Annotated in this window: 27 protein-coding genes; 16 read left to right on the top strand and 11 right to left on the bottom strand. The window is 71.7% G+C overall.

The genetic code is table 11. The annotated features are described in order from the left end of the window. Positions 1-59: 59 nt before the first annotated feature. Positions 60-578, top strand: a complete 519-nt coding sequence (locus tag K415_RS0115990) for a hypothetical protein (RefSeq protein WP_024288051.1) — start codon at positions 60-62, stop codon at positions 576-578. Positions 579-661: 83 nt separating this feature from the next. Here K415_RS0115990 and K415_RS0115985 read toward each other — a convergent pair whose 3' ends face one another. After that, positions 662-1,606: an ROK family glucokinase gene (locus K415_RS0115985; RefSeq protein WP_024288050.1), complete on the bottom strand. Its 945-nt coding sequence runs from the start codon at positions 1,604-1,606 to the stop codon at positions 662-664. A gap of 185 nt (positions 1,607-1,791) precedes the next feature. Here K415_RS0115985 and K415_RS0115980 point away from each other — a divergent pair, with 185 nt between their 5' ends. Next, entirely contained in the window at positions 1,792-3,609 is a 1,818-nt protein-coding gene (locus K415_RS0115980; protein ID WP_024288049.1) for a long-chain fatty acid--CoA ligase, read from the top strand. An 81-nt stretch (positions 3,610-3,690) separates the two neighbouring features. Here K415_RS0115980 and K415_RS0115975 read toward each other — a convergent pair whose 3' ends face one another. Then, positions 3,691-3,930, bottom strand: coding sequence for a hypothetical protein (locus K415_RS0115975; protein ID WP_024288048.1), 240 nt, complete (start codon positions 3,928-3,930; stop codon positions 3,691-3,693). Between the two features lie 123 nt (positions 3,931-4,053). Here K415_RS0115975 and K415_RS0115970 point away from each other — a divergent pair, with 123 nt between their 5' ends. Further along, positions 4,054-5,862: a DEDD exonuclease domain-containing protein gene (locus K415_RS0115970; protein ID WP_024288047.1), complete on the top strand. Its 1,809-nt coding sequence runs from the start codon at positions 4,054-4,056 to the stop codon at positions 5,860-5,862. A gap of 32 nt (positions 5,863-5,894) precedes the next feature. Next, positions 5,895-6,176: an Lrp/AsnC family transcriptional regulator gene (locus tag K415_RS0115965; protein ID WP_024288046.1), complete on the top strand. Its 282-nt coding sequence runs from the start codon at positions 5,895-5,897 to the stop codon at positions 6,174-6,176. 4 nt (positions 6,177-6,180) lie between these two features. Here the strand turns inward: K415_RS0115965 and trpD are convergent, their stop codons facing one another. After that, positions 6,181-7,236, bottom strand: coding sequence for an anthranilate phosphoribosyltransferase (gene trpD, locus K415_RS0115960; protein WP_024288045.1), 1,056 nt, complete (start codon positions 7,234-7,236; stop codon positions 6,181-6,183). Positions 7,237-7,238: 2 nt separating this feature from the next. Next, complete coding sequence (locus K415_RS24095; protein ID WP_024288044.1) at positions 7,239-7,685, bottom strand: response regulator transcription factor; 447 nt, start codon at positions 7,683-7,685, stop codon at positions 7,239-7,241. A 227-nt stretch (positions 7,686-7,912) separates the two neighbouring features. Between K415_RS24095 and K415_RS0115950 the strand changes: the two genes are divergently transcribed. From K415_RS0115950 to K415_RS0115925, 6 genes are all read left to right on the top strand, one after another. Continuing rightward, positions 7,913-8,551 (top strand): heme-copper oxidase subunit III, encoded by a 639-nt coding sequence (locus K415_RS0115950; protein ID WP_024288043.1) that lies wholly within the window; start codon positions 7,913-7,915, stop codon positions 8,549-8,551. 76 nt (positions 8,552-8,627) lie between these two features. Continuing rightward, complete coding sequence (locus K415_RS0115945; protein WP_024288042.1) at positions 8,628-9,407, top strand: c-type cytochrome; 780 nt, start codon at positions 8,628-8,630, stop codon at positions 9,405-9,407. Further along, on the top strand, positions 9,404-10,435 hold the full coding sequence (locus K415_RS24090) for a ubiquinol-cytochrome c reductase iron-sulfur subunit (RefSeq protein ID WP_024288041.1): 1,032 nt from the start codon (positions 9,404-9,406) through the stop codon (positions 10,433-10,435). The genes K415_RS0115945 and K415_RS24090 overlap by 4 nt, the downstream gene beginning before the upstream one ends. Continuing rightward, complete coding sequence (locus K415_RS0115935; RefSeq protein WP_024288040.1) at positions 10,432-12,222, top strand: cytochrome bc complex cytochrome b subunit; 1,791 nt, start codon at positions 10,432-10,434, stop codon at positions 12,220-12,222. Before K415_RS24090 ends, K415_RS0115935 begins: the two co-directional genes overlap by 4 nt. 111 nt (positions 12,223-12,333) lie before the next feature. Beyond that, positions 12,334-12,960 (top strand): superoxide dismutase, encoded by a 627-nt coding sequence (locus tag K415_RS0115930; RefSeq protein ID WP_024288039.1) that lies wholly within the window; start codon positions 12,334-12,336, stop codon positions 12,958-12,960. An 84-nt stretch (positions 12,961-13,044) separates the two neighbouring features. After that, entirely contained in the window at positions 13,045-13,506 is a 462-nt protein-coding gene (locus tag K415_RS0115925; RefSeq protein WP_024288038.1) for an AAA family ATPase, read from the top strand. Positions 13,507-13,563: 57 nt separating this feature from the next. On the opposite strand, the gene K415_RS0115920 is transcribed toward K415_RS0115925, so the two are convergent. Genes K415_RS0115920 through coxB form a run of 3 tightly spaced genes read right to left on the bottom strand, consistent with a single transcriptional unit; the run spans position 13,564 to position 16,579 of the window. Next, positions 13,564-13,962: a cytochrome c oxidase subunit 4 gene (locus K415_RS0115920; protein WP_024288037.1), complete on the bottom strand. Its 399-nt coding sequence runs from the start codon at positions 13,960-13,962 to the stop codon at positions 13,564-13,566. Continuing rightward, positions 13,959-15,701: a cytochrome c oxidase subunit I gene (gene ctaD, locus K415_RS0115915; protein WP_024288036.1), complete on the bottom strand. Its 1,743-nt coding sequence runs from the start codon at positions 15,699-15,701 to the stop codon at positions 13,959-13,961. Before ctaD ends, K415_RS0115920 begins: the two co-directional genes overlap by 4 nt. Further along, positions 15,701-16,579, bottom strand: coding sequence for a cytochrome c oxidase subunit II (gene coxB, locus K415_RS0115910; RefSeq protein WP_369795243.1), 879 nt, complete (start codon positions 16,577-16,579; stop codon positions 15,701-15,703). Before coxB ends, ctaD begins: the two co-directional genes overlap by 1 nt. Positions 16,580-16,724: 145 nt before the next feature. Between coxB and K415_RS0115905 the strand changes: the two genes are divergently transcribed. Together K415_RS0115905 and K415_RS23615 are read left to right on the top strand one after the other, a co-directional pair. Further along, entirely contained in the window at positions 16,725-17,867 is a 1,143-nt protein-coding gene (locus tag K415_RS0115905) for a cysteine desulfurase family protein (protein WP_024288034.1), read from the top strand. Continuing rightward, positions 17,864-18,175 (top strand): sulfurtransferase TusA family protein, encoded by a 312-nt coding sequence (locus tag K415_RS23615; protein ID WP_024288033.1) that lies wholly within the window; start codon positions 17,864-17,866, stop codon positions 18,173-18,175. Before K415_RS0115905 ends, K415_RS23615 begins: the two co-directional genes overlap by 4 nt. A 73-nt stretch (positions 18,176-18,248) precedes the next feature. Here the strand turns inward: K415_RS23615 and K415_RS0115895 are convergent, their stop codons facing one another. Both K415_RS0115895 and K415_RS0115890 read right to left on the bottom strand, forming a co-directional pair. Beyond that, the gene (locus K415_RS0115895; RefSeq protein WP_024288032.1) at positions 18,249-18,599 is read right to left on the bottom strand and encodes an iron-sulfur cluster assembly accessory protein; all 351 of its coding nucleotides are present in this window, start codon (positions 18,597-18,599) and stop codon (positions 18,249-18,251) included. Between the two features lie 112 nt (positions 18,600-18,711). Next, positions 18,712-19,965: a glycerate kinase gene (locus K415_RS0115890; RefSeq protein ID WP_024288031.1), complete on the bottom strand. Its 1,254-nt coding sequence runs from the start codon at positions 19,963-19,965 to the stop codon at positions 18,712-18,714. A 161-nt stretch (positions 19,966-20,126) separates the two neighbouring features. Here K415_RS0115890 and nadA point away from each other — a divergent pair, with 161 nt between their 5' ends. Further along, the gene (gene nadA / locus K415_RS0115885; protein WP_029663938.1) at positions 20,127-21,326 is read left to right on the top strand and encodes a quinolinate synthase NadA; all 1,200 of its coding nucleotides are present in this window, start codon (positions 20,127-20,129) and stop codon (positions 21,324-21,326) included. A 13-nt stretch (positions 21,327-21,339) separates the two neighbouring features. Continuing rightward, a complete protein-coding gene (locus K415_RS0115880) occupies positions 21,340-21,939 on the top strand; it encodes a DJ-1/PfpI family protein (RefSeq protein ID WP_024288029.1) in 600 nt (199 codons plus the stop codon). Positions 21,940-21,987: 48 nt separating this feature from the next. Here the strand turns inward: K415_RS0115880 and K415_RS0115875 are convergent, their stop codons facing one another. Next, positions 21,988-23,385 carry a dipeptidase gene (locus K415_RS0115875; RefSeq protein WP_024288028.1) on the bottom strand — a complete coding sequence of 466 codons (1,398 nt, stop codon included), beginning with the start codon at positions 23,383-23,385 and terminating at the stop codon, positions 21,988-21,990. 19 nt (positions 23,386-23,404) lie between these two features. Between K415_RS0115875 and K415_RS0115870 the strand changes: the two genes are divergently transcribed. Both K415_RS0115870 and K415_RS0115865 read left to right on the top strand, forming a co-directional pair. Next, positions 23,405-24,007 carry a DUF3043 domain-containing protein gene (locus K415_RS0115870; RefSeq protein WP_231494918.1) on the top strand — a complete coding sequence of 201 codons (603 nt, stop codon included), beginning with the start codon at positions 23,405-23,407 and terminating at the stop codon, positions 24,005-24,007. Positions 24,008-24,016: 9 nt separating this feature from the next. Beyond that, a complete protein-coding gene (locus K415_RS0115865; protein ID WP_024288026.1) occupies positions 24,017-25,030 on the top strand; it encodes an aldo/keto reductase family protein in 1,014 nt (337 codons plus the stop codon). Between the two features lie 30 nt (positions 25,031-25,060). Here the strand turns inward: K415_RS0115865 and K415_RS24765 are convergent, their stop codons facing one another. After that, positions 25,061-25,345: a hypothetical protein gene (locus tag K415_RS24765; protein WP_024288025.1), complete on the bottom strand. Its 285-nt coding sequence runs from the start codon at positions 25,343-25,345 to the stop codon at positions 25,061-25,063. Positions 25,346-25,513 lie beyond the last annotated feature (168 nt).

Genomic DNA, 25,513 nt, shown 5'->3' with positions numbered 1-25,513 from the left:
CCTCCGCTGCGGCGTTCGCGCAGTCCGCGCAACGACAGTCCGACTCTAGAGTGCTCTGCATGGCTGCACGTCCGCACGACGCCGAGGAGCCTGGCGCAGACCCGTCCCAGGACGACGAGGCGCAGTGGCTCGACATCGTCGCGCGCCTCAGCGGGATGGACCCGATCCCGCCCGACGCCCTCCCGTCCGACGCCGACGACCCCGAGCCGGCACCCCCTGCGGCGAGCCCCGACCGCACCCCGGGCCCCGATGCCCGCACCGTGCGCCCCGCGCTGTCGGCCGCCGACCCCCGGTCCTGGTCCGTCGACCCGGCGGTCGAGGAGGCCGAGGAGGCCGAGGACCACTTCGAACCGCCCGATCCCGGCCCCGTGCTCGGCGGCGACCCGTTGCTGACCATGGCGTGGGGCGCCGTCGTCGGGGTACCGATCCTGATCATGGTGATCGCCGTAGTGTGGCGCGACGTCCCGTCGTTGGTGCTCGAGGTGGCCGGCGTGGCGTTCCTGGCCGGGGTCGGGCTGCTGCTGTGGCGGATGCCGCACGACCGCGACGACGACCAGGGGACGGGCGCCGTCGTCTGACGGCGTGGCCCGCGCCACCGCGGAGCCCGGGTGCTCGCCGGCCGGCGCGTGCTACGACCGGCGCGTGCTGCGACCGGCGCGTGCTACGACCGGGCCAGGTCCGCCGCGCCGACGATCCCGGCGTCGTTGCCCATCGCCGCGAGCTCGATCCTGGCCTCCGGCCGGAACCCGCGACCCGAGAGCTGGGCGAGGAACGCCGCCCTGGCCGGCTCGAGCAGCAGGTCGCCTGCGGCGCCCACTCCCCCGCCGATGACCACGAGGGCCGGGTCGAGCAGGGCCGCGACCGATGCGGAGCCCGCGCCGATCCAGGCCCCCAGCTGCGCGAGGAGCTCGATGGCGAGCGGGTCGCCCTCCTTGGCGGCCTTGGTCACTGACGGACCGGTCACCTTCTCGACGACCCCGCCCGCCAGCTCGAGCAGACGCGCCGCCCGGTCGGGCTGGGTCGCGGCCGCCAGCCGTGCCTCGCGGACCAGCGCGCTGCCCGAGGCGTACCGCTCCCAGCACCCCTTCAAGCCGCAGCCGCACAGCTCGCCGTCCGGCACGACGCGGATGTGGCCCACCTCCGCGGCGACCCCCCAGGCACCGCGGACCAGGTTCCCCCCGACGACGACCGCGCCGCCGAGGCCGGTGCCGACGGTGAGCAGGAGCATGTCCTGGACGTCGCGCCCGACGCCGAACCGGAACTCGGCCCAGCCGGCGGCGTTGGCGTCGTTCTCGACCACGATGTGGACGTCGTGGTCGATCAGCGCCGCGACGCGCTCGCGCAGCGGGTAGTCCCGCCATGCGATGTTCGCGCCGAACAGCGCGGTGGACCGGTCGGAGCTGATGAACCCCGCGGCCGCGACCCCCAGGGCGCTGACGTCCCTGCCCTCGGCGAGCTCGATGTACAGATCGGCGACCGCGCGGTCGATCTCGGCCGCGTCACCGGCGACCGTCTTGCGCTTCGCCTTGGCGAGGATGTTGCCGTCCTCGTCGACGACACCGGCGGCGATCTTCGTGCCGCCGATGTCTACACCGATCGCGTACATGGCCGTCCTTGCTCGAGATGAATGCCCCGTCCGGCGAGGACTCGTCGGAGCGAAGGCTACCCAAGTCCGCACCGTCGGCGTCGGGACGATCGGACTGGACGGGTCGCCGCGGACGGTCCACGTCTAGGTCTGGACAGTTGAACTCTGTAAGGTCTATCCACCATCCGTCTGCCACTGGAGTCAGCATGGACGAGTTCCACAGCCCGTCGCTCGTCGAGGTCGCCCCCTGGGAGAACCTCAGCTCGCTTCTCGCCGGTCGCGTCGCCCGTTGGCCCGACGCGACGTTCGCCGAGCACAAGACGACCGCCGACGGACCCTGGATCCCGATCTCCGCACGCGAGTTCGACGCCGAGGTCGTGGCCGTGGCCAAGGGGCTCGTCGCCCTGGGCATCGAGCCGGGCGACCACGTCGGCATCATGAGCAGGACCCGATACGAGTGGACCCTGCTCGACTTCGCCATCTGGGCCGCCGGCGCCGTGACGATCCCGCTGTACGAGACGTCGTCGACCGAGCAGGTCCAGTGGATCCTGTCGGACGCCGACGTCCGGCTGCTCGTCGTGGAGACCGAGCACCTCGCCGCGACGGTCGCCGAGGTCCGCGGCAGCACCCCCGCGCTGAGCACCGTCCTACGCCTGGACGACGGCGCGATCGACACCCTGAACGCGGCCGGGGCACAGGTGCCGGACGAGGAGATCGCTCGCCGCCGCGCCCTGGCCGGGCTCGACGACGTCGCGACGGTCATCTACACCTCGGGCACGACCGGCCGGCCGAAGGGTGCGGAGCTGACCCACGGCAACTTCGTCGTGCTGTCCCGCAACGCGGTGGCCAGCCTCGGGGTCGTCTGCCCGCCCGGGTCGCGCACGCTGCTGTTCATGCCCCTGGCACACGTCTTCGCGCGGTTCATCGAGGTGCTGGTCGTCCCGGCCGGCGCGATCATCGGCCACGCGCCGGACACCAAGAACCTGCTCGCCGACCTCGGCACCTTCAAGCCGACCTTCATCCTCTCGGTGCCCCGTGTGTTCGAGAAGGTCTACAACTCCTCCGAGCAGAAGGCCGCGGCCGGCGGCAAGCGGGCCATCTTCCAGCGGGCGGCCAAGACCGCGATCGTGTACTCCCGCGCGCTGGACCACCCGCACGGGCCCAGCCCGTGGCTCCGGCTCCAGCACAAGGTCGCCGACATCCTGGTGCTCCACAAGATCCGCCACGCGCTCGGCGGGGACGCGCAGTGGGCGATCTCGGGCGGGGCCCCGCTCGGCGAGCGGCTCGGCCACTTCTACCGTGGGCTCGGCCTCAAGGTCCTCGAGGGCTACGGCCTGACCGAGACCACGGCGCCCACGACGGTGAACCTGCCGACCCTGACGAAGATCGGCACCGTGGGACCGCCGATCGCCGGGACGGCCGCGAGGATCGCACCGGACGGCGAGGTCCTCGTCAAGGGCCCGCACGTCTTCCGCGGGTACCACGGCAACCCCGAGGCGACGGCGGAGGCCTTCGAGGACGGCTGGTTCCGCACCGGTGACCTCGGCTCGATGGACGAGGACGGCTGCCTGCGGATCACCGGCCGCAAGAAGGAGATCATCGTCACCGCGGGCGGCAAGAACGTCGCCCCGGCCGTGCTCGAGGACCGCCTGCGTGGCCACCCTCTGGTGAGCCAGGTCGTCGTCGTCGGCGACCAGAAGCCGTTCATCGGTGCTCTGGTGACGCTCGATGCCGAGGCGCTCTCCGGCTGGTTGGCCACGCACGGCCTGCCGGACATGGACGTCACGACCGCCGCTGCGAACCCGGACGTCCGGGCCGCGCTCGATCGGGCGGTCGGGCGCACCAACAAGGCGGTGTCGCGTGCCGAGTCGATCCGCAAGTTCACGATCCTGGTGACCGACTTCACGGTCGAGAACGACTACCTGACCCCGTCGCTGAAGGTCAAGCGGTCGAAGGTGCTCACCGACTTCGCCGAGGACATCGAGGCGCTGTACGCCGACGCCCCGCAGAAGGTGGCCGGCTGACGGCCCCCTGACGGATCGGTCTCGGGCCGGCGACCTCGGTCGCCGGCCCGAGGCGTGTCACGCCGTCCCGTGGCCCGCACCTCAGACGGCCCGCGCCATGCGCAGGGGTGGCACGAGGCCGGACCGGGCCAGGACCTCGATCGCATCCCGCTCCGCGTCGTCGAGGTCCATGCCGGGGGCGGCCCGGGCAGCCGCCTCGCTCGGCCGGCCACCCGACCGGCCGACCTGGCGTACCTGGCGCACCGGGATGGCCATGAAGGTCACCACGCAGTCCGAGCACGCGTCGCCGCGCACCGTACAGCTTCCGCAGTCGATGATCATGCCTGGCACGTTAGGCGGCAGCACTGACACACGCCGGGCGAGCGGCCACCGCCGGGGCTCCCGCACGTCAGGCCCAGGGGTGTCGGCGCAGCGCTGTCGGCGCCATGACCTAGCGTCTGTCCCATGCACCGCGCCGGACCCTCCGGTGGTCTCCTGACCGGGCCGCCGACCGCTCACGGCGTGCAGCCGACCCTCGAGGACATCGGCACCCCGCTGTCCGAGGTCACGTTCGTCGTGGTGGACCTCGAGACCACCGGCGGGACTCCGGGCGGCTCGGCGATCACCGAGATCGGCGCCGTCAAGGTGCGCGGCGGCGAAGTCCTCGGTGAGCTCCAGACCCTCGTCGACCCGGGTGGCCCGGTGCCCGCGTTCATCGCCACCCTGACCGGGATCACCACGTCGATGGTCCGTGGGCAGCCACGTATCGAGGAGGTCCTGCCGACCTTCCTGGAGTTCTCGCGGGGCGCCGTCCTGGTGGCCCACAACGCGAGCTTCGACATCGGCTTCCTCAAGGCGGCAGCCGCCGAGCACGGCTACCCGTGGCCCGGGAACCAGGTGCTGGACACCGTCGCCCTCGCGCGGCGCGCGGTGACCCGCGACGAGGTCCCGAACCACAAGCTCGGGACGCTCGCAGCGTTCTTCCGGACCACTGTGACGCCCAACCACCGCGCGCTCTCCGACGCGCGTGCGACCGTCGACGTCCTGCACGCCCTGCTCGCCCGCCTCGGCCCGCTGGGGGTCACGCACCTCGAGGACCTCGCGACGGCGTGCGACCCGGTCCCCGCGGCCCGGCGCCGGAAGCGGTACCTCGCCGACGGCCTGCCCGACGCACCGGGGGTCTACCAGTTCCGCGACGCACGCAGCGAGGTCCTCTACGTCGGGACGGCGACGTCGATCCGCACCCGGGTCCGCAGCTATTTCACCGCCGCCGAGCACCGGAGCCGGATGAACGAGATGGTCGGCCTGGCGGAGCAGGTCGTCCCGATCGTGTGCGGCACCGTCCTGGAGGCGCGCGTGCGCGAGCTGCGGCTGATCGCCGAGCACTCGCCACGCTACAACCGGCGGTCCCGCTTCCCGGAGCGGCTGCCCTGGGTGCGGCTGACCGCCGAGGCCTACCCGCGGCTCTCGATCGTGCGCGAGGTCCGGGCGGACGGTGGCCCGCGGCCCGGGGAGGCGGAGGCGCACATCGGCCCGTTCACCGGCCGGGCGGCGGCGCAGCAGGCGATCGAGGCGCTGCAGGCCGCGTTCACCGTCCGGCAGTGCGCGACCAGGCTCCCCCGCGTCCCGGCCGCCGGCGCCAGCCCGTGCGCCCTGGCCGGCATGGGTCGGTGCGGGGCGCCGTGCACGGGCGGAGAGTCCGACGACCACTACGCCCAGGTCGTCGCGCAGGTGCGGGCTGCGATGCTCGACGACCCCACGTTCGTCGTGCAGGCGCACGCCGAGCGGATCGCCACCCTGACCAGGGCCGAGCGCTTCGAGGAGGCGGCAGCCTGGCGGGACCAGCTCGCCGCGTTCCTCCGGGGCGCCGCGCGTGCCCAACGCTCCCGGCGGCTGGCGGCGCACCCTCAGATCGCCGCTGCCCGCCGGGCCGACGACGGCGGCTGGGAGCTCGTCGTGGTCCGCTACGGACGCCTCGGCGCGACGGCGACGACGCCGCCCGGGTCCGACCCTCGTGCGGCGCTCGCCGCACTGCTGGCCACCGCGGAGCATGTCGACCCGCCGTGCCTGCCCGCCACGAGCGCCCACCCGGAGGAGTCCGACCTGGTGCTCGGCTGGCTGGACGAGCCCGGCGTCCGGCTCATCGAGGTCGCGGAGGGCTGGGCGTGCCCGGTCCGTGGGGCCGAGTCCTACCGCCACCCGGGCGCGACAGCGGCGGCGGTGGCCGCCGTCGTCGCGCCCGACGCCGACGCCGGCCGGGACAGCGCGGCATGATGGGCACACCTGCATCGACCGAGAGGGCTGTCATGATCACCGCCATCGTCCACATCGACGCCGACCCGGCTCGCATCCCCGAGATCGCTGCGGCTGTCGCCGAGATCGACGGGGTGACGGAGGTCTACTCGGTGACCGGCGAGGTCGATCTCATCGCGATGGTCCGGGTGCGCGAGCACGAACAGCTCGCCGACGTCATCGCCGACCACCTGAGCAAGGTCGACGGCATCCTGCGGACGCAGACGTTCATCGCGTTCCGTGAGTACTCCTCGAAGGACCTCGACCAGGCCTTCGACCTCGGCCTGGAGGGCTGAGACCTCACGCCTGCGAGGCGCGGATCCACCGGTCGAGCACTGCGGCGGCGCGACCGTCGTCGACAGCCGCCTCGGCGAGCACGAGTCCGGCCCGGAGCCGCTCGACGAGCGTCCCGGTACCCGTCCCGCCGAGCGTGCCGTCGGCCACGAGCCCGGCCGCGGCGTTGAGCAGGACCGTCTCGCGCACCGGGCCGCGCTCACCTGCGAGCAGCCGGCGCACCACCTCGGCGTTCGCTGCCGGCTCACCGCCGCGCAGGTCCTCGACCGTGATCGGCGTCAGCCCCAGATCGGCGACCGCGTCCAGCACGTGCGTCGTGACGGCACCGTCGTGCACCCACCAGATGTCGGCGGGACCCGTCGCCGCGAGCTCGTCGAGGCCGCCGTGCCCGCGGAAGACGAGCGCCGACGTCCCGCGCCCCGCGAGGACACCGGCCATCAGGCCCGCCATCCGGGCGTCGGCGACCCCCATCGCCGCCGCAGCCGGCTGGGCCGGGTTCGTCAGCGGCCCGAGGACGTTGAACGCGGTGGGGACGCCGAGGTCACGACGCGCCGCGGCGGCATGGCGCATCGCCGGGTGGAAGACCTGCGCGAAGCAGAACGTGATGCCGACCTCCTGGGCGAGCTGGGCGACCCGCTCCGGCGGGTGGTCCAGGCGCAGGCCCAGTGCCTCGAGCACGTCCGCGGTACCGCTGGAGGACGACGCGGCCCGCCCGCCGTGCTTGACGATGCGGACCCCGGTGCCGGCCACCACCAACGCGGCCATCGTGGAGATGTTGACCGTGTGCATCAGGTCGCCGCCGGTGCCGACGATGTCGAGCGCACGGCCGGGCACCTCGAACCGGTGGGCGCGGGACAGCATCTCCTGGACCAGGCCGGTCAGCTCGTCGATCGTCTCGCCCTTGGCGCGCAGCGCGACCAGGAAGCCGGCGAGCTGGACCGGGGTCGCCTCGCCGTCCATCACCTGACCCATCGCCCAGCGCACCTCGTCGGTGCTCAGGTCGTGGCCGGCGAGCAGACTCGTCAGGAGCCGCGGCCAGGTCGGGGACGTCTCAGCCGCCACGGTCAGGCCGCTGCGGTGCCGACGAGCAGCCCGGCGACGGACTGCTGCAGGACGATCGGGTCGAAGGGCCGCGTCACGACCGCATCCGCGTTCGACCACGAGGCCAGCCAGGAATCCTGCTGACGTCCGATCAGGACCAGGACCGGCGGGCACCGGAAGATCTCGTCCTTGACCTGGCGGCACAGGCCCAGCCCACCGACCTTGCCGGCCTCGCCGTCGAGGACCAGGAGATCCAGCCCGCCGGCGTCGATCGTGGTGATCGCGGCGGCTGCCGTCGCGACCTCGACCCACTCGATCGGCGGGAGGTCCTTGCCGAGCCGGTGCCCGACAGCGAGCATCACCGACTCACGAGCCTCGACGTGGTCGCTGTAGAGCAGGATCCGGAAGGTCTTCTGCCGGTCGGTGCCCTCTGCGGCGGCCCAGTCGTCGTGCTCGTCGGTCGCAGCCATCTCGCCTCACTCGTCCTCGCGTGTCCGGACCGCGCCACGGTCGTTGCGGCACCACCACGCATCTTGGCACGGACCGGCGCCCGGACCGATCCGGCGACGCCGCCGGGGGTCCCGCGGCCGATGGCTGCACGACGTCCGGGAGGTGGCACGGCCGACGAGATCAAGTTGTTGCGTACGCACCTAGGCCTTTGGACCCATGCGGCCCACTCATCGGCCATAATGACCGGGTGTCAACCGCAACGGCCGCGTCCATCAAGCACCCCGCCCTGAGCGTCAACCGCCCGAACCCCGTGTCGGTCGGCACGATCGTGTGGCTGGCCAGCGAGCTCATGTTCTTCGCCGGCCTGTTCGCCATGTACTTCACGATCCGCTCCACCGTCCCCGAGCTCTGGCCCCAGGAGACCGCGAAGCTGAACCTCACCTTCGCGACGATCAACACGATCGTCCTGGTGCTCAGCTCGATCACCTGCCAGATGGGCGTCTGGGCGGCCGAACGGTTCCAGCCGCGCCGCACCGGCAGCCTGCTCCAGGTCAACCGGTGGGGCATGAACGAGTGGATCACCCTGACGTACGTGATGGGCTCGGCCTTCATCGGCGGCCAGATCTTCGAGTACTCCGAGCTCATCTCCGAGGGCCTGACGATCTCCTCGAGCCCCTACGGCTCGGTCTTCTACCTGACGACCGGCTTCCACGGGCTGCACGTCCTCGGCGGCCTCATCGCCTTCCTCATCCTGATGGGCCGCTCGTTCACCGCCAAGCGGTTCGGGCACCACGAGGCGACGACCGCCATCGTCACGTCGTACTACTGGCACTTCGTCGATGTCGTGTGGATCGCGCTCTTCGGTGCGATCTACCTGATCCGATGACCGCCTCCCGCCCGGCCGGCACCGCACTGACGTCCACCGTCCGGGCGGCCGTCAGGAACGAGAAGGGGTCTGCTCCGTGAAGGCAATCGCCGCTCGCCGGCACCACCGGCAGGCTCCGGTCGTGCTGCTGCTCCTGGCGCTGCTCGCCACCGGCGCGCTGTATGCCGCGTTCGCGCCGAGTGCCGCCAGCGCGGCTGCGCCGAGCCAGGGTGACGTCGAGATGGGCAAGGCGCTGTTCACGGCGAACTGCGCGACGTGCCACGGCCCGAGCGCCGAGGGCCGCGACGGGATCCCGTCGCTGGTCGGGGTCGGAGCCGCGGCTGTCGACTTCCAGGTCTCGACGGGTCGGATGCCGATGCAGGCGAACGGCCCGCAGGCCGCTGCCAAGCCCCCGCAGTTCGACGCCGCGCAGATCAGCCAGCTCGCGGCCTACGTGGCCTCCCTCGCCCCCGGACCGGCCGTCCCGTCGGCAGCCCAGGTCGACCCGGCCGGCGGCGACGCCGCCAACGGCATGGCCCTGTTCCGCACGAACTGCGCGATGTGCCACGGCGCGGTCGGCAAGGGTGGGCCGCTGTCCGAGGGCAAGTACGCGCCCACCCTGACCAACAGCACCCCGACCCAGATCTACGAGGCCATGCTGACCGGGCCGCAGTCGATGCCGGTCTTCAACGAGACCAACCTCTCCGCGGACGACAAGCAGGACGTCATCGCCTACCTCGAGGAGCAGAAGGCCGGCTCCCCCGGTGGGACCGACCTCGGGTCCGTCGGCCCGGTCGCCGAAGGCCTGTGGGTCTGGGTGGTCGGGATGGGCCTGCTGATCGCGTGCGCCGTGTGGATCGGAGCGAAGTCCTCATGAGCAACGAGAACCCGTCCTCGGACGTCGTCGTCCACACCGCCGCGGCGACGCAGGTCCCCGAGCGCTTCGAAAACCCCGGCCTGCCGGTCCACAAGGCACGCATGGGAGACACGGACCCGGCCGCGGCCAAGCGGTCGGAGCGCCAGGTCGTCGCCCTCTTCGGCCTCTCGGTCCTCGGCACCGTCGGCTTCCTCGTCGCGTACTTCGCCGTGCCACCGGGTGAGACGGTCGAGAGCATCCGACTGTCGAACCTGCTGCTCGGCCTCGGCCTGTTCGTCGGCATGTTCGGGATCGGCGCCGCCGCCGTGCACTGGGCCAAGTCGCTGATGTCCGACCACGAGGCGACCGAGGACCGGCACCCGCAGCGCAGCGACGCGACGACCCGGGCCGCCGCGCTGGACGTCCTGGCCGAGGGTGCCGCGGACTCCGGCATCGGACGTCGGGGCCTGCTCAAGGGCGCGGTCCTGTCGGCCGTCGTCCTGGCGCCGCTGACCATCGCCGTCCCCCTGATCGGTCAGGTCGGCGGGGACTGGAACGTCTCGAAGTTCCGGCACACCATCTGGGAGCCGGGCCGACGCCTCGCCCGGGACCCGTCCGGTACGCCCATCAAGGCCTCCGACGTCACGATCGGCTCCGTCTTCCACGTCATCCCCGAGGGGCTGCGCGACGAGGAGCACTGGATCGAGGAGAAGGCCAAGGCCGTCGTGCTCATGGTCCGCCTCGATCCCGCCGTGCTCAAGGAGTCCCCCGAGCGGGCCGGATGGTCCTACGAGGGCATCGTCGCCTACTCGAAGATCTGCACCCACGTCGGGTGCCCGGTGGCGCTGTACGAGCAGCAGACCCACCACCTGCTGTGCCCCTGCCACCAGTCCACCTTCGACATCGCGGACGGTGCGCGGGTGGTCTTCGGGCCTGCCAAGCGCGCCCTGCCGCAGCTGCCGATCACGGTCAACGACGAGGGCTACCTCATCGCGCAGGACGACTTCGACGAACCGATCGGCCCGAGCTACTGGGAGCGCCTCAAGTGAGCACCGCGCAGCGCGCCGCCGGCGGGACAGCCGACTACCTCGACCAGCGGACCGGCATCGGGCTGGCCGTCAAGAGCTTCGCCCGGAAGATCTTCCCGGACCACTGGTCCTTCCTGCTGGGCGAGATCGCTCTGTACTCCTTCGTGGTCCTGCTGATCACAGGCGTATTCCTGACCATGTTCTTCGTGCCGAGCATGGGCCTCGTGACGTACGACGGACCGCTGGCGACGATGCAGGGCGTGGAGATGTCCGAGGCGTTCGCCTCGACCCTGCACCTGTCCTTCGAGGTCACCGGCGGACTGCTCATGCGGCAGATCCACCACTGGGCGGCCCTGCTGTTCATGGCCGCGATCGTCACGCACATGATGCGGGTCTTCTTCACCGGTGCGTTCCGCAAGCCGCGTGAGGTGAACTGGCTCGTCGGCTTCGTGATGATGATCCTCGGTCTCGCCGCAGGGTTCACGGGCTACTCGCTGCCTGACGACGTGCTCTCGGGCAACGGTCTGCGGATCACCGACGGCGTGGTCAGGTCGATCCCGATCATCGGCAGCTACGTGTCGTACTTCATCTTCGGCGGGGAGTTCCCGGGCGACCAGATCATCCCCAGGCTGTTCACGATGCACATCCTGCTCATCCCGGGACTGATCCTGGCGATGGTCGGGCTGCACCTGTTCTTCGTCGTGCTGCACAAGCACACGCACTACGCCGGACCGGGTCGCACCGACCGCAACGTCGTCGGCTTCCCGCTGTTCCCGGTGTACGTGGCCAAGGCCGGCGGCTTCTTCTTCATCGTCTTCGGCGTGCTGGCGCTCATGGGCGCGACGATGACGATCAACCCGGTCTGGAACTACGGGCCCTACGACCCGTCGCCGGTCTCCGCAGGGGCCCAGCCGGACTGGTACATGCTCTTCCTCGAGGGAGCGCTGCGCCTCATGCCAGGCCAGCCCGAGGTCGTCATCGGCGGCTACACGCTCTCGCTGAACGTGCTGATCCCGGCGATGGTGGTGCCGGGGATCCTGTTCATGTCCCTCGCCCTCTACCCGTTCATCGAAGCCTTCGCGACCGGCGACAAGCGCGAGCACCACGTGCTCGACCGGCCGCGCAACGCCCCGGTCCGCACGGCCACGGGCGTCTCGATCCTGAGCACGTTCTTCGTCCTGATCCTGGCCGGCTCGAACGACCTGATCGCCACCCACTTCGCACTGTCGATCAACGACATCACGAACATCTTCCGGACGCTCATCCTGGTCGTGCCGTTCGGGGCGTTCTGGTTCACCAGACGAGTCTGCCTCGGCCTGCAGCGCAAGGACCGCGATCTCGTCCTGCACGGGCACGAGACCGGCCGGATCGTCCGCTTCGCCGACGGTGAGTACGTCGAGGTGCACAAGCCGCTGGACGAGAACGAGCGGTGGGTGCGGGTGCACCACGAGCCGCGTCGGCCGATCGCGATCCTGCCGGCCCAGGACGAGCGCGGTGTGCGTCGCAAGGGCTACCGCCGGGACGCGCTGCGCGCCCGGGTCTCGCACCTCTTCTACGGGAACCGGGTCGAGCCGGTCACCCCGGCAGAGCTCGCCGCCGCCGGTTCGCACGGCGGGCACGACTCCCTGCCGGCCGGCCACGACGGCCCCGCCCAGGTCACCGCCGGACAGGGCAGCACCGGACAGGGCAGCACCGGACAGGGCAGCACCGGAAGGAGCACTGACAACGCGATCGAGGACACCCGGTCGGCGGACGGCGGTGCATCGGGTGATGCACCTGCCGGAGCCGCCGCCGTGCGGGATCGCTGACGAACCACCAGAGTGGAGGATCAACGGCGGCGCCGCGAACCATGGCGCCACCGCGGGTCTGAGTGAAACCGAGCCGTCGCACGCCGTGCGACCTGACCGGAGGTGCCATCCGTGGCTGACTACACCCTTCCTGACCTTCCCTACGACTACGCCGCCCTCGAGCCGCACATCTCCGGGCGCATCATGGAGCTGCACCACGACAAGCACCACGCCGCGTACGTGACGGGGGCCAACACGGCCCTGGAGAAGCTCGCGGCGGCCCGCGAGTCCGGCGACTTCGCTGCCGTGAACCTGCACGAGAAGAACCTGGCGTTCAACCTCGGTGGGCACGTCAACCACTCGGCGTTCTGGCAGAACCTGTCACCCGACGGTGGCGACCGCCCGATCGGTGAGCTGGCGGCGGCGATCGACGACGCCTTCGGGTCCTTCGACGCCTTCCAGAAGCACTTCGCAGCGACCGCTGCGGGCGTCCAGGGTTCCGGCTGGGCAATCCTCGCGTGGGACTCGCTCGGCGAGCGGCTCGCCATCTTCCAGCTCTACGACCAGCAGGGCAACATCCCCCTGGGGATCGTCCCGATCGTCCTGCTGGACATGTGGGAGCACGCCTTCTACCTCGACTACGTCAACGTCAAGGCCGACTACATCAAGGCGTGGTGGAACATCGTGAACTGGGCTGATGCGGCCGCGCGGCTCGACCGCGCACGCACGCAGACCGCGGGACTCATCGTCCCGTCCTGACCCGGTCACCACCTGACCCGGTCGACTCCCGGGCGAGGCCCGGCTCCCACCAGGGAGCCGGGCCTCGCCCGTAGGATCACGCCGATGAGGCGGATCCTGCTGACCGGCATGTCCGGCACCGGCAAGTCCAGCGTGGTGCGTGAGCTGGTCGCACGTGGCCATGATGCGGTCGACACCGACGACGGGTGGTGCGAGCCGGTCCCCGGAGGGCGGCAGCAGTGGCGCATCGCCGCCGTGCGCGAGCTCCTCACCGGCAGCCACGCCGATCTGCTCTTCGTCGCCGGCTGCGAGGAGAACCAGGCGGTCCTGCACGACCTCTTCGACGCGATCGTTCTGCTCAGCGCGCCCGCGGACGTGATCCTGTCCCGGCTCACCGAACGGACGACCAACCCCTACGGCCGGACGGCCGAGGACCGGCGGCGGGTGCTGGACGACCTCGCCGACGTCGAGCCGTTGCTCCGGCGCATCTCGACCCACGAGATCCGCACGACACAGCCGCTCGAGGACGTCGTGACCGCCGTCCTGCGCATCGCCGACGAGGTGTAGCGCCGGGATCCGGGCCGGTCCGACCGGTTCGGCCCGTGGTCGGGACCGCGTGCCGGGTCAGTGCGCGTGCTGCCCGCGGGAGAACTCGAAGGCCCAGCCGATCAGGCCGATGACGCCGACGACCGCACCGATCGCCAGGAGCCACCAGCCGATCGCCAGCGAGGCGAAGGAGATCGCCGCGCCGGCAGCCAGGATCAACGGCCACCAGCTCCACGGGCTGTACACGCCCTGCTCGCCGGCGCCGTGCTCGATCTCGCCGAGCTGATCGTCCTCGGGGCGGGCGTCGATCCGCCGGGCGACCATGCTGAGGTAGAAGCCGATCATGCCGACGAGCCCCGCCGTCAGGAGCAGGGCGCCGGTGCCGACCGCCTCGCCACCGCTCCACAGGGCGTAGACGATGCCGATCACGAGGAAGAAGGGCGCGAGGAAGAGGAACAGCCTGGACTCGATCTTCATCGTTGACCCTCCTGCGGGTCGCCGTCGACGACGTGACCGTCCGGCGGGTGACCGCCGTGCGAGATGAGGACCCCGGCGTCCGGCTCCACGTGGTCCATCGCGGCGACCTCAGGGTGGTGCAGGTCGAAGGCGGGCCGCTCGGAGCGGATCCGCGGCAGCGACGTGAAGTTGTGCCGCGGTGGCGGGCAGCTGGTGGCCCACTCGAGGGAGTTGCCGTAGCCCCACGGGTCGTCGACGGCCACCTTGGGCGCGTTGCGCGAGGTCGTGTAGACGTTCCACAGGAACGGCAGGGTCGATGCCGCGAGCAGGACCGAACCCACTGTCGAGACCTGGTTCATCCAGGTGAAGCCGTCCTCCGGCATGTAGTCCGGGTACCGCCGGGGCATGCCGATCACACCGAGCCAGTGCTGGATGAGGAACGTCGTGTGGAACCCGAAGAACAGCATCCAGAAGTGCACCTTGCCGAGCCGCTCGTCGAGCATCTTGCCGGTGAACTTCGGCCACCAGAAGTAGAACCCGGCGAACATCGCGAACACCACGGTGCCGAACACCACGTAGTGGAAGTGCGCCACGACGAAGTAGGTGTCGGTCACGTGGAAGTCCAGCGGCGGCGACGCCAGGATGACCCCGGTCAGACCACCGAACAGAAAGGTCACCAGGAAGCCGATGGTCCACAGCATCGGCGTCTCGAAGGTGAGCTTGCCGCGCCACATCGTGGCGATCCAGTTGAAGAACTTCACACCTGTCGGCACCGCGATGAGCATCGTCATCAGGGCGAAGAACGGCAGCAGCACGGCGCCGGTCGCGTACATGTGGTGCGCCCAGACGGTCACCGAGAGCGCCGCGATCGCGATCGTCGCGTAGATCAGACCCTTGTAGCCGAAGATCGGCTTGCGGCTGAAGACCGGCAGGATCTCACTGACGATGCCGAAGAACGGCAACGCGATGATGTAGACCTCGGGGTGCCCGAAGAACCAGAAGAGGTGCTGCCACAGGATGGCGCCGCCGTTCTCCGGGTTGAAGACCTGGGCACCGAGCCGTCGGTCCGCCCCCAGCGCCAGCAGCGCGGCGGCGAGCGGCGGGAACGCCATGAGGATGAGCATGCTCGTGACGAGCGTGTTCCAGGTGAAGATCGGCATCCGGAACATCGTCATGCCGGGCGCGCGCATCGTGATGATCGTGGTGATGAAGTTGACCGCGCCGAGGATCGTGCCGAACCCACCGAGGGCCAGCCCGAACACCCACAGGTCCCCACCGAGCCCCGGCGAGTAGGTGGTGCTCGACAACGGCGCATAGCCGAACCAGCCGAACGACGCTGCGCCCTGCGGCGTGAAGAAGCCCGCGACGGCGATCAGGCCGCCGAACAGGTAGAGCCAGTAGGCGAACATGTTCAGCCGCGGGAAGGCGACGTCCGGCGCGCCGATCTGCAGCGGCATGATGACGTTGGCGAACCCGGCGAACAGCGGCGTCGCGAAGAGCAGCAGCATGATCGTGCCGTGCATCGTGAAGAGCTGGTTGTACTGCTCCTTGCTCTGCACGATCTGGATGCCGGGCTCGAACAGCTCGGCGCGGATGACCAGCGCCATGACCCCTGCGATGCAGAAGAAGATGAACGACGTGATCAGGTACATGTACCCGATCGTCTTGTGGTCGGTGGAGGTGATCCACTTGATCACCGTGGCACCGTGGGTCTGCCGCTGCGGGGCAAGACCCGGCACCAGATCGGCGTGCGTGGCCATCAGCCCTCCCCTGCCGGGTTCGCGGTGTCGTCGCCGCGGTACAGCCCGCGGTCGAGGTCGCTGCCCAGCTCGCCGGTCTGACCGGCGTCGCGCAGCTCCTGCATCTGGGCGTCGTACTCCTCCCGGGAGACGACTGCCACGTTGAAGAGCATCCCGGAGTGGTGCTCACCGCAGAGCTCGGCGCACTTGCCGGCGTACACGCCCTCGCGGGTGGGGACGATCTGGAAGACGTTGGTGCGCCCCGGGATGATGTCCTTCTTGTACAGGAAGGCCGGCACCCAGAACGAGTGGATGACGTCACGCGAGTCCAGGACGATCTCGACCCGCTCGTCGACCGGCAGGTAGAGCGTCGGCAGCGTCGTGGAGTCCACGGTGGCGACGTCGTCCACGTGCACCCCGCTGGACCAGACGTCGTCGTCGAGGTAGTTGAAGTCCCAGCTCCACTGCTTGCCGATCACCTGGACCGTCAGGTCCGGCTCGGCGCTGACGTCCTCGATCGCCGACATGTCACGCTCGGTGAAGAAGTACAGGACACCGATCATCAGGATCGGCAGGATCACGTACATGACCTCGAGCGGCACGTGGTACCGCAGCTGCACCGGCAGCGTGTCGTCGTCCTTGCGCTTCCGGTAGACCGCGACGCACCAGATGATCAGGCCCCAGGTGAGCGCGCCGATGATCAGCGCGGCGATCCACGAACCGGTCCACAGGCTGGTGATCCGCTCGGTCTGGTTGGTGACCTGTCCGTCGTCGTATCCCGGGAGGAAGCCACGCTGGACCTGCGCGGAGCAGCCGCTCATGGCGAGGGTGACCAGCACGGCAAGAGCCGAGAGCCTGACGACGCCTGTTCGGCGTCGACGGGGGTTCTGCACGTCCAAGAGTGCCCTCTCATGTCACGCGCCCGGTTCGCCGCACCGGTGCGGCGGTGCGCCCACCTGGGACTTTGGTCCTCTGGTGGGCACCAGCGTAGCGCGCGCTCGACGTCATGCGTGCTCGTTCCGTCGTGGCCGCTACCGTGGCGACGTGGACGCACCGCACCGCACCTTCCTCGACGCAGGTGGCCGCGCTCCCGTGCACCCGGCCGGTCGCACGGCCTACGACGCCGCTCTGGCCGAGGGCTGGGCGGATCCGCGCCGGCTGCACGCCGAGGGCCGCCGGGCGCAGCTGCTCCTCGACAACGCCCGCCAGGTCTTCGCCGACGCGCTCGGGTGCCGCACCGAAGAGGTGCACCTGGCCCCGAGTCACACCGCGAGCCTGCACGCGGCAGTGCAGGGCGTCGCCCGTGGCCGTCGGCGCGTCGGCTCGCGAGCCGTCGTGTCGGCGGTCGAACGCGCCGCCGTGCTGTCCGCCGCCCGGTTCGTCGCCCCGGACGGCACCGAGGTGGTCCCGGTCGACCGCACCGGCCGGGTCGACCTGACGGGATGGACGCGTGCCGTGGCAGAACCCGGCGTCGCGATCGCGGCCCTGCAGCACGCCAACCCTGAGGTGGGCACGCTCCAGCCGCTCGAGAGTGCCCACGAGGCGGCCCTGGCCGCCGGCGTCCCGCTCCTGGTCGACGCCGGCGCCGGGGTCGGCCACGTCGAGGTCGGTCAGGCCTGGGACCTGCTCGCGGCGGACCCGGGCGACTGGGGCGGACCGGCAGGCGTCGCGGTGCTCGCCGTCCGCTCGCGCGTGCGGACCGCCCCGGTGGGCCCGCCGGACGACGACGCGTGGTTCCCGGGCGGGGTGAGCGTCCCGGCCGCGTTCGGCGCGGCCGCCGCACTGCAGGCGGTGCTGGCCGACCGCCAGGCGGCCGACACCCGGCGCCGGGCCATGGTGGCCCAGGTGCGTGCGCGGGTTGCCGCCGAGGTCCCCGACGTCGAGGTCGTCGGCGACCCGGACGCACGGCTGCCGCACGTCGTGACCTTCTCCTGCCTGTACGTCGACGGGGAGGCGCTCGTCACCGAGCTCGACCGCCGCGGGTTCGCCGTGGGCTCGGGGTCCGCCTGCACGTCGAGCACCCTCGAACCGAGCCACGTGCTTGCCGCCATGGGCGTGCTGACCCACGGCAACGTCCGGCTGGCACTGCCCCGCGAGACCACCCAGGACGACGTGGACCGCTTCTGCGCAGCCCTGCCCGACGCCGTCGCGCACGTCCGGCGGATGATCGGTGCGGTGGGCCTGTGACCGCGGAGACCGTCGTCGACGCTCGTGGCCTGCGCTGCCCGCTGCCGGTGATCCGGGCCGCTGCGGCGGCCCGTGGCGCGCCCCCCGGCTCGCTCGTCACGATCCTGTGGACGGATCCGGCGGCCCGTCACGACCTGCCGGCGTGGGCCCGCATGCGTGGGCACGCACTGATCGGCACGGTCGCGGTCGACACCGAGCCGGCCGACCTGCAGCCCGACGGTGGATCGGCCGATCGCGCACCGGGCACGCCGCCGGCCCCCGTCGAGGCGTTCGCCACGACGATCCGCATCGCCTCGCCCGCAGGCTGAGCGATCGGCCTCGACGGACGACACGAAGGGCCGGTGCCGTCACGGCACCGGCCCTGCGTCGAGCATCAGCCGATCAGGCGAACGACCCGCCGCACGCGCACGAGCTGCCGGCGTTCGGGTTGTCGATCGTGAAGCCCTGCTTCTCGATCGTGTCCGCGAAGTCGATCGTGGCGCCGTCGAGGTACGGGACGCTCATCCGGTCGACGACCACCTCGACGCCGTCGTAGCTGCGGATCGCGTCGCCGTCGAGCACACGCTCGTCGAAGTACAGCTGGTAGATCAGGCCCGAGCAGCCGCCAGGCTGCACGGCGACCCGCAGTCGCAGGTCGTCACGGCCCTCCTGCTCCAGCAGGGCGCGCACCTTGCCTGCGGCGACGTCGCTCAGCTCGACGCCGTGGGTAGCGGTCTCGGTGGTCTCGCTCATGGTCTCTCCGCGGGATCTCGGGTGCTGCTCAGGTTCTGGATGCTCTCGACAGCGCCAACAAGGCGCGCGCGACGCGTGTTCCCGTCAAGGGTACGTCGTCACCCCGACCGGGTCATCGGGACCAGGTCCGAGCCACCCGTTCGGCCCGCGCGGCGAGCGTGGCGACCGGATCCCTCTGTGCGGCTGCGACCTGATCCGGTCGTTCGGCGACGGCGTAGGCAGCAGCGATCCCGGCCGCGGACCACTCCCGCCGGCCGATCAGCACCTGCCCGGCGACGACGACCACCGGGATCCCGTGTGCGACGCCCTGCGCCGCGACCGCCGACACCACCTTGCCGTGCAGGGACTGCCAGTCCAGCGCGCCTTCCCCGGTCACGACGATGTCGGACCGGGCGACGTGCTCGGCCAGGCCGACGGACTCGGCGACCACCTGCGCGCCGGGCAGTACCCGGCCGCCGAGGACCGCCAGACCGAAGCCGAGGCCACCGGCGGCGCCGCCGCCGGGGAGCTGCGCCAGGGTCCGGTCGCCCCCTGCGGCGCCGTGGTGGTGGTGCCCGCCGTGCTCGGGGGCCAGCGGCGAGCCGATCAGCGCACCGCTGGTCGACGCGGGACGGGCCGGCGCGGCCAGCAGGTCCCGTCGCGTCCCGTCGGCGGCGACGGCCTGGCCCACGACCTGCGCGAAGCTGCCGAGTGCGCGCTCGAGCTCCTGGGCCTGCTCGGCGGTGGCACCCTTCTGCGCCGCGAACCCGGCACTGGCGCCGTGCAGGCCGAGGAGCGGGACGTCGACGTCGGTCGCGATCACGAGGTCCACACCGGCGAGCTCGCGTCGCAGCTCGGCGAGACCGGCGAGGTCCTCGAGCCGGACGCCGCCGAGACCGCCACCACCGCCGCGCAGGATCAGGCCGCCCACCCCGAGACCGGCGAGCATCCCGGCGCCGGCGTCGTTGGTCGCCGAGCCGCCCAGCCCGACGACGACCCGCCGTGCGCCGAGGTCGAGCGCCGCGCGCAGCAGCTCGCCGACGCCGATCGAGGTCGTCCGGGTGGGGTCGCGCCGGGCGGCCGGCACCAGGTGCAGCCCCACCGCATGTGCCGACTCGAGGTAGGCGGCCCGCCCGGACGGACCGTCCACGAGCAGCACGAGCGCGGCCGTCGGCTCACCGAGCGGTCCACCGACCGTGATCGGGACGAGCTCCCCACCGAGGCCCGCGTGCACCGTCTCGACGAAACCGGGGCCGCCGTCCGCCAACGGGAGCACCGTCACGTCGTCGTGCGGCGCACCCCGCGACCAGCCGTCCGCGATCGCGTCGGCGGCCTGGCGGGCGGTGAGGGTCCCGGTGAAGCAGTCAGGGGCAACGAGGATGCGCACGACGTCATCCTGCCCTCTGCCGAGCACTGTCGACGTCCGCGGACGAGGCTCCGCACGCGGGACGAGCCGGGCCCACCTGCTCCGAGAGCGGGTCTCCGCGCGGGGCGCGGCGCGGCCGAGGTCCCGAATGCGGCTTGTGGGAACATGGGCGCGTGAGCACCATGCCGTCAGCCGCACCTGAGTTCGCCGAGCCGTCGCCGTCCCCCGCGCTGCTGCTCCTCGGCCGGCGGTCGGACCTCGCCTCGGAGCGTGGGGTCGAGTGCGTCGGCGACCTCCCCGCCGCGAGCGACCCGGATCTCGTCGAGCGGGCCCGCGCGGCCCGAGCCACCCTGGGCGACCAGGTCTTCGTGCTCGGCCACCACTACCAGCGCGACGAGGTCATCGCCTTCGCCGACGTGACCGGGGACTCCTTCAAGCTCGCGCGCGAGGCTGCCGCGCGCCCGGACGCCTCGCACGTCATCTTCTGCGGCGTGCACTTCATGGCCGAGTCCGCGGACATCCTGACGGCCGACGACCAGGCGGTGCTCCTGCCCGACCTCGCCGCGGGGTGCTCGATGGCCGACATGGCCGCGATCGGACAGGTCGAGGAGGCCTGGGACACGCTGGCCGACGCCGGGGTCGCCGAGCAGACCGTCCCGGTCACCTACATGAACTCCACCGCGGCGATCAAGGCGTTCACGGGGCGGCACGGCGGCACGGTCTGCACCTCGTCCAACGCCCAGGTCGCTCTCCGCTGGGCCTTCGACCGGATGGGCGGCCTGGACGGCAGCGGCAAGGTGCTCTTCATGCCCGACCAGCACCTGGGCCGCAACACCGCCGTCCTGCAGCTCGGCCTCTCGCTCGACGACTGCGTCGTGTTCGACCCGCGCCGGCCCGGCGGCGGCCTGACCGAACGTGAGCTCGACGAGGCCCGCGTGATCCTGTGGCGAGGGCACTGCTCGGTGCACGGCCGGTTCTCGGCCCGCAACGTCGCCGACGTGCGCGCCGCCATCCCCGGGGTCAACGTCCTGGTGCACCCCGAGTGCACCCACGAGGTGGTCACGGCCGCCGACCTGGTCGGCTCGACCGAGTACATCGTGCGCGCGCTCGATGCGGCCGAGCCTGGCTCGTCCTGGGCGATCGGGACCGAGCTGAACCTCGTGCGCCGGCTCGCTGCGGCCCACCCGGAGCTGAACGTGCACTACCTCGACTCGACGGTGTGCTTCTGCTCGACGATGAACCGCATCGACCTGCCGCACCTGGTGTGGACCATGGAGTCGCTCGTCGACGGACGGACCGTCAACCGGATCGTCGTGGATGCCGACGACGCCCGCTGGGCGCGCGCGGCCCTCGACCAGATGCTGGCGCTGCCGGCGGTGTGAGGAGGCGTTCGAGGTGGGGACCCAGCGACCGCTCCGGGTGGGCATCTTCGTGTTCGACGACGCCGAGGAGCTCGACATCGTCGGTCCCTACGAGGTCCTGACCTGGTGGGCGGGTCACTCGGCGCTCCGCCCCGAGGTGGTCACCTTCTCCGCCGACGGCGCCGGCGTGCGCTGCGCCAAGGGTCTGCGCCTGGTCCCGGAGCGCTCGACCCAGGACGTCGGTCCGCTGCATGTGCTCGTCTACCCGGGCGGTCGGGGCACCCGACCGCTGACGCGGGACAGCGAGCACCTCGACTGGGTCCGCACGATGCGCGTGCAGACGCCCCTGATCGCGTCGGTGTGCACCGGGGCGCTGGTGCTCGCGGCGGCAGGTCTGCTCGCCGGCCGCCCGGCGACGACCCACTGGAACGCCTTCGACGAGCTCGCGATGATCGATCGCAGCGTGCTCGCAGACACCGAGGCGCGGTTCGTCGACGACGGCGACGTCGTGACGTCTGCCGGGGTCTCGGCCGGGATCGACATGGCTCTGCACCTGGTCGCCCGGCTCGACTCCGTCGAGGAGGCGCGCGCGGTCCGGCGCGGGATCCAGTACGACCCGGCCCCTCCGGTGTGATCGGACGGTCCGGTGTGATCGGACGGTCCGGGTGATCGGACGGTCCGCTCAGGAGGTCGCGAGCCTGCTCAGCAGGAGCACCTCCGCGAGCACGACCTTCTCGAGCTCGCCCAGGTGGACCGACTCGTTGCCGCTGTGCGCCCGCGAGTCAGGGTCCTCGACGCCGGTCACCAGGATCGCGGCGTCGGGGAACACGTCGAGCAGGTCGGCGATGAACGGGATCGACCCGCCGAGACCGATGTCGACGGGCTCGGTGCCCCACGCGTCGGCGAAGGCACCGCGCGCCGTCCGCATCGCAGCCGAGTCCGCCGGCGCCTGGAAGGCCTTGCCGCGGTCGCCGTCGCGCACGGTCACCCGCGCACCGAACGGGGCGTGCGTCTCCAGGTGCGTGCGCAGCGCGTCCGCGGCGGCGTCAGGGTCCTGCCCGGGCGGGATCCGCAGCGAGAGCTTCGCCGTGGCGGTCGGCGCGATCGTGTTCGACGCGTGCGCGACGCTCGTCGCGTCGAAGCCGATCACCGACAGCGCCGGCTTCGTCCAGAGCCGTCCGGTGAGCGTTCCGGTACCGGCGAGCCGCACCCCGGGAAGGACCGCCGCGTCGGCGCGGAAGTCGGCCTCGTCATAGTCGACGGTCGGTTCCGGTGCGGTGACGAGACCCTGCACGGCGACGTCGCCCGCGTCGTCGTGGAGCGTGGCGATCAGCCGGGCGAGCAGCGTCGGTGCGTCCAGGATCGGGCCGCCGAACATGCCCGAGTGGACCGCGTGCTCGAGCACCGCGACCTCGACGTCGCAGTCCACGAGCCCTCGCAGGCTCGTCGTCAGCCCCGGGACCCCGACCTTCCAGTTCGCCGAGTCCGCCACGACGATGACATCGGCCGCGAGCAGGTCGCGGTGCTCGGTGAGGAAGGCGACGAAGGTGGGCGAGCCGACCTCCTCCTCGCCCTCGACGAACACGGTGACGCCGACGCCGAGCTCGTCGCCGAGCACCCGCAGGGCACCGACGTGGGCGATGACGCCCGCTTTGTCGTCGGCCGCGCCCCGGCCGTAGAGCCGCCCGCCACGCTCGGTCGGCTCGTACGGGTCGGTCTGCCACGCATCGGCCGCGCCGGGCGGCTGGACGTCGTGGTGCGCGTAGAGCAGGACGGTCGGTGCGCCGGCCGGCGCAGGCCGCCGGGCCACGACGGCGGGCCGGCTGACCAGGCCGTCGGGGTTCGTCGCGGTCAGGACCTGGACCTGCGCCATGCCGACGCCGCGCAGGAGGTCGGCGACAGCGGCGGCACTCGCGGCGAGGTGCGCCTGGTCGAACGCCGGGTTCGAGACGCTCGGGATGCGCACGAGCGCCTCGAGATCGCTGCGCAGTGCCGGGAAGGCGGCCGCGACACGGCGGCGCAGCTCGCCCACGGACGTCGTTGCGGGAGGAGGGGTCTGCGGGCGCGGCTCGTCGGTCACGTCGTCCTACGCTACCCGCGTGCTCGACTACCCTGAGCACGTGTTCTCCCGAAACCGGTCCGACTCCCCCGCCACGCCCGCCGAGGTTCCCCCGGCTGCGGTGTCAGGCAAGGGGCACGCCACGCCCAAGCGCAAGGAGTCGGAGGCTGCCCGCCGGCACCCGCTCGGTGCGGTCGATCGCAAGCAGGCGGCGCGCGCCCAGCGTGCGACCGCCAAGGAGACGCGCGACCGCGAGTACCAGGCGATGCAGACCGGTGACGAGCGCTACCTGCCGATCCGCGACAAGGGCCCGGTCAAGCGCTGGATCCGCGACTTCGTCGACGCCCGCCGGAGCCTCGGCGAGTACTTCCTGCCGGTCTCGCTCGGGGTGGTCTTCGCGACCCTGCTGACCAGCGGCAACGTCACGGCCGGCATCATCGTCATCGCTCTGCTGTACCTGATCGTCGCGGCCGTGGTGATCGATGCCCTCATCCTGCGCCGCCTCCTCAAGCGCAAGCTCGAGGCACGGTTCGGCGACAAGGTCCCGCGCGGCTCGCTCATGTACGGCGTCCTGCGCGCGTTCCAGATGCGCCGGACCAGGCTGCCCAAGCCGCAGGTGAAGCGCGGCGAGTTCCCCTCGTAGGCTGGGGCGATGGTCAACCATCGATACCTCGGCAACAGCGGTCTCAAGGTCTCCGAGATCGCCTACGGCAACTGGCTCACCCACGGCTCGCAGGTCGAGAACGAGGCCGCCACCGCGTGCGTGCATGCCGCCCTCGACGTGGGCATCACCACCTTCGACACCGCTGACGTCTACGCCAACACGGCCGCCGAGACCGTCCTGGGGGACGCGCTCGCCGGTCAGCGACGTGCGTCGCTGGAGATCCTGACGAAGGTGTACTTCCCGACCGGCCCGAAGGGGCCGAACGACGTCGGACTGTCCCGCAAGCACATCATGGAGTCGATCCACGGCTCGCTGCGGCGCCTGCGCACGGACTACGTCGACGTCTACCAGGCGCACCGGTTCGACACCGAGACGCCGCTCGTCGAGACGATGCAGGCCTTCGCCGACGTCGTGCGGCAGGGCAAGGCGCTGTACATCGGCGTCTCGGAGTGGACGGCCGACCAGATCGAGGCCGGGCACGCTCTCGCGACCGAGCTGGGCTTCCAGCTGATCTCCAACCAGCCGCAGTACTCGATGCTCTGGCGCGTCATCGAGGACGAGGTCGTCCCGACCTCGCGTGCACTCGGCGTCTCGCAGATCGTCTGGTCGCCGGTGGCCCAGGGCGTGCTGACCGGCAAGTACGCGCCCGGCGAGAACCTGCCCTCCGGGAGCCGCGCGACCGACGACAAGGGCGGCGCCCGGATGATCGGCGGCTTCCTGCGCGACGACGTGCTCACGGCGGTCCAGGGGCTCGTCCCCGTCGCGGCGGACCTCGGCCTGTCGATGGCCCAGCTGGCCGTCGCCTGGGTGCTGCAGAACGACAACGTCGCCGCTGCGATCATCGGTGCCTCCCGCCCCGAGCAGGTCGCGGAGAACGCCAAGGCCTCCGGGGTGACCCTGCCGCCGGTGGTCATGGCGCAGATCGAGTCGCTGCTCGCAGGCGTCACCGAGACCGACCCCGCAAGGACGGCCGAGCAGGCGCCGGCGGGCCGCCCCGCCTGACGCGCTGCGCGAGCAGCACACCCGCTCGGTTCAGCCCTCCGCCGCAGGTACCTCGGCCGCGGACCCCTCGGCCCCGGACCCGACGAGCAGCTCGACCGCCTCGTCGGTGTCCGGGCCGCGGTTCGCGCCGCCCGTCGGGGGCGCCGCGAACCGCGGCATCAGGGTGTGCGCGAGCGGGCCGATGGCCAGCGCGTAGGCCAGGGTGCCGAACCCGACGGTGCCGCCGAGGAGCCAGCCGCCGAGGACCACCGTGACCTCGATGGCCGCCCGGATCGCCCGCACGGACCCGCCGGTGCGGGCCACCAGGCCCGTCATCAGCCCGTCCCGCGGCCCAGGGCCCATCCGCGCCCCGATGTACAGCGCCGTCGCCAGCCCGTTGAGGGCGATGCCGCCCGAGACGAGCGCGACCGCGGCCCAGAGTGGCAGCGGGGCGGGCAGTGAGGGCGAGCAGCGCCATGAACGGGTCGATGAGCAGACCGATCA

The sequence above is a fragment of the Cellulomonas sp. KRMCY2 genome, from assembly GCF_000526515.1.
Lineage (GTDB): Bacteria > Actinomycetota > Actinomycetes > Actinomycetales > Cellulomonadaceae > Actinotalea.
Note: the sequence above shows the minus strand (reverse complement) of the source record. Positions and strands in the feature narration are given on the sequence as shown.

What these genes read in the sequence shown, in the direction of transcription:
- K415_RS0115990 (WP_024288051.1), top strand. Translation starts at nt 60, where the DNA reads ATGGCTGCACGTCCGCACGACGCCGAGGAGCCTGGCGCAGACCCGTCC.
- K415_RS0115985 (WP_024288050.1), bottom strand. Translation starts at nt 1,606, where the DNA reads ATGTACGCGATCGGTGTAGACATCGGCGGCACGAAGATCGCCGCCGGT.
- K415_RS0115980 (WP_024288049.1), top strand. Translation starts at nt 1,792, where the DNA reads ATGGACGAGTTCCACAGCCCGTCGCTCGTCGAGGTCGCCCCCTGGGAG.
- K415_RS0115975 (WP_024288048.1), bottom strand. Translation starts at nt 3,930, where the DNA reads ATGATCATCGACTGCGGAAGCTGTACGGTGCGCGGCGACGCGTGCTCG.
- K415_RS0115970 (WP_024288047.1), top strand. Translation starts at nt 4,054, where the DNA reads ATGCACCGCGCCGGACCCTCCGGTGGTCTCCTGACCGGGCCGCCGACC.
- K415_RS0115965 (WP_024288046.1), top strand. Translation starts at nt 5,895, where the DNA reads ATGATCACCGCCATCGTCCACATCGACGCCGACCCGGCTCGCATCCCC.
- K415_RS24095 (WP_024288044.1), bottom strand. Translation starts at nt 7,685, where the DNA reads ATGGCTGCGACCGACGAGCACGACGACTGGGCCGCCGCAGAGGGCACC.
- K415_RS24090 (WP_024288041.1), top strand. Translation starts at nt 9,404, where the DNA reads ATGAGCAACGAGAACCCGTCCTCGGACGTCGTCGTCCACACCGCCGCG.
- K415_RS0115925 (WP_024288038.1), top strand. Translation starts at nt 13,045, where the DNA reads ATGAGGCGGATCCTGCTGACCGGCATGTCCGGCACCGGCAAGTCCAGC.
- K415_RS0115920 (WP_024288037.1), bottom strand. Translation starts at nt 13,962, where the DNA reads ATGAAGATCGAGTCCAGGCTGTTCCTCTTCCTCGCGCCCTTCTTCCTC.
- ctaD (WP_024288036.1), bottom strand. Translation starts at nt 15,701, where the DNA reads ATGGCCACGCACGCCGATCTGGTGCCGGGTCTTGCCCCGCAGCGGCAG.
- K415_RS0115895 (WP_024288032.1), bottom strand. Translation starts at nt 18,599, where the DNA reads ATGAGCGAGACCACCGAGACCGCTACCCACGGCGTCGAGCTGAGCGAC.
- nadA (WP_029663938.1), top strand. Translation starts at nt 20,127, where the DNA reads ATGCCGTCAGCCGCACCTGAGTTCGCCGAGCCGTCGCCGTCCCCCGCG.
- K415_RS0115865 (WP_024288026.1), top strand. Translation starts at nt 24,017, where the DNA reads ATGGTCAACCATCGATACCTCGGCAACAGCGGTCTCAAGGTCTCCGAG.
- K415_RS24765 (WP_024288025.1), bottom strand. Translation starts at nt 25,345, where the DNA reads ATGACGGGCCTGGTGGCCCGCACCGGCGGGTCCGTGCGGGCGATCCGG.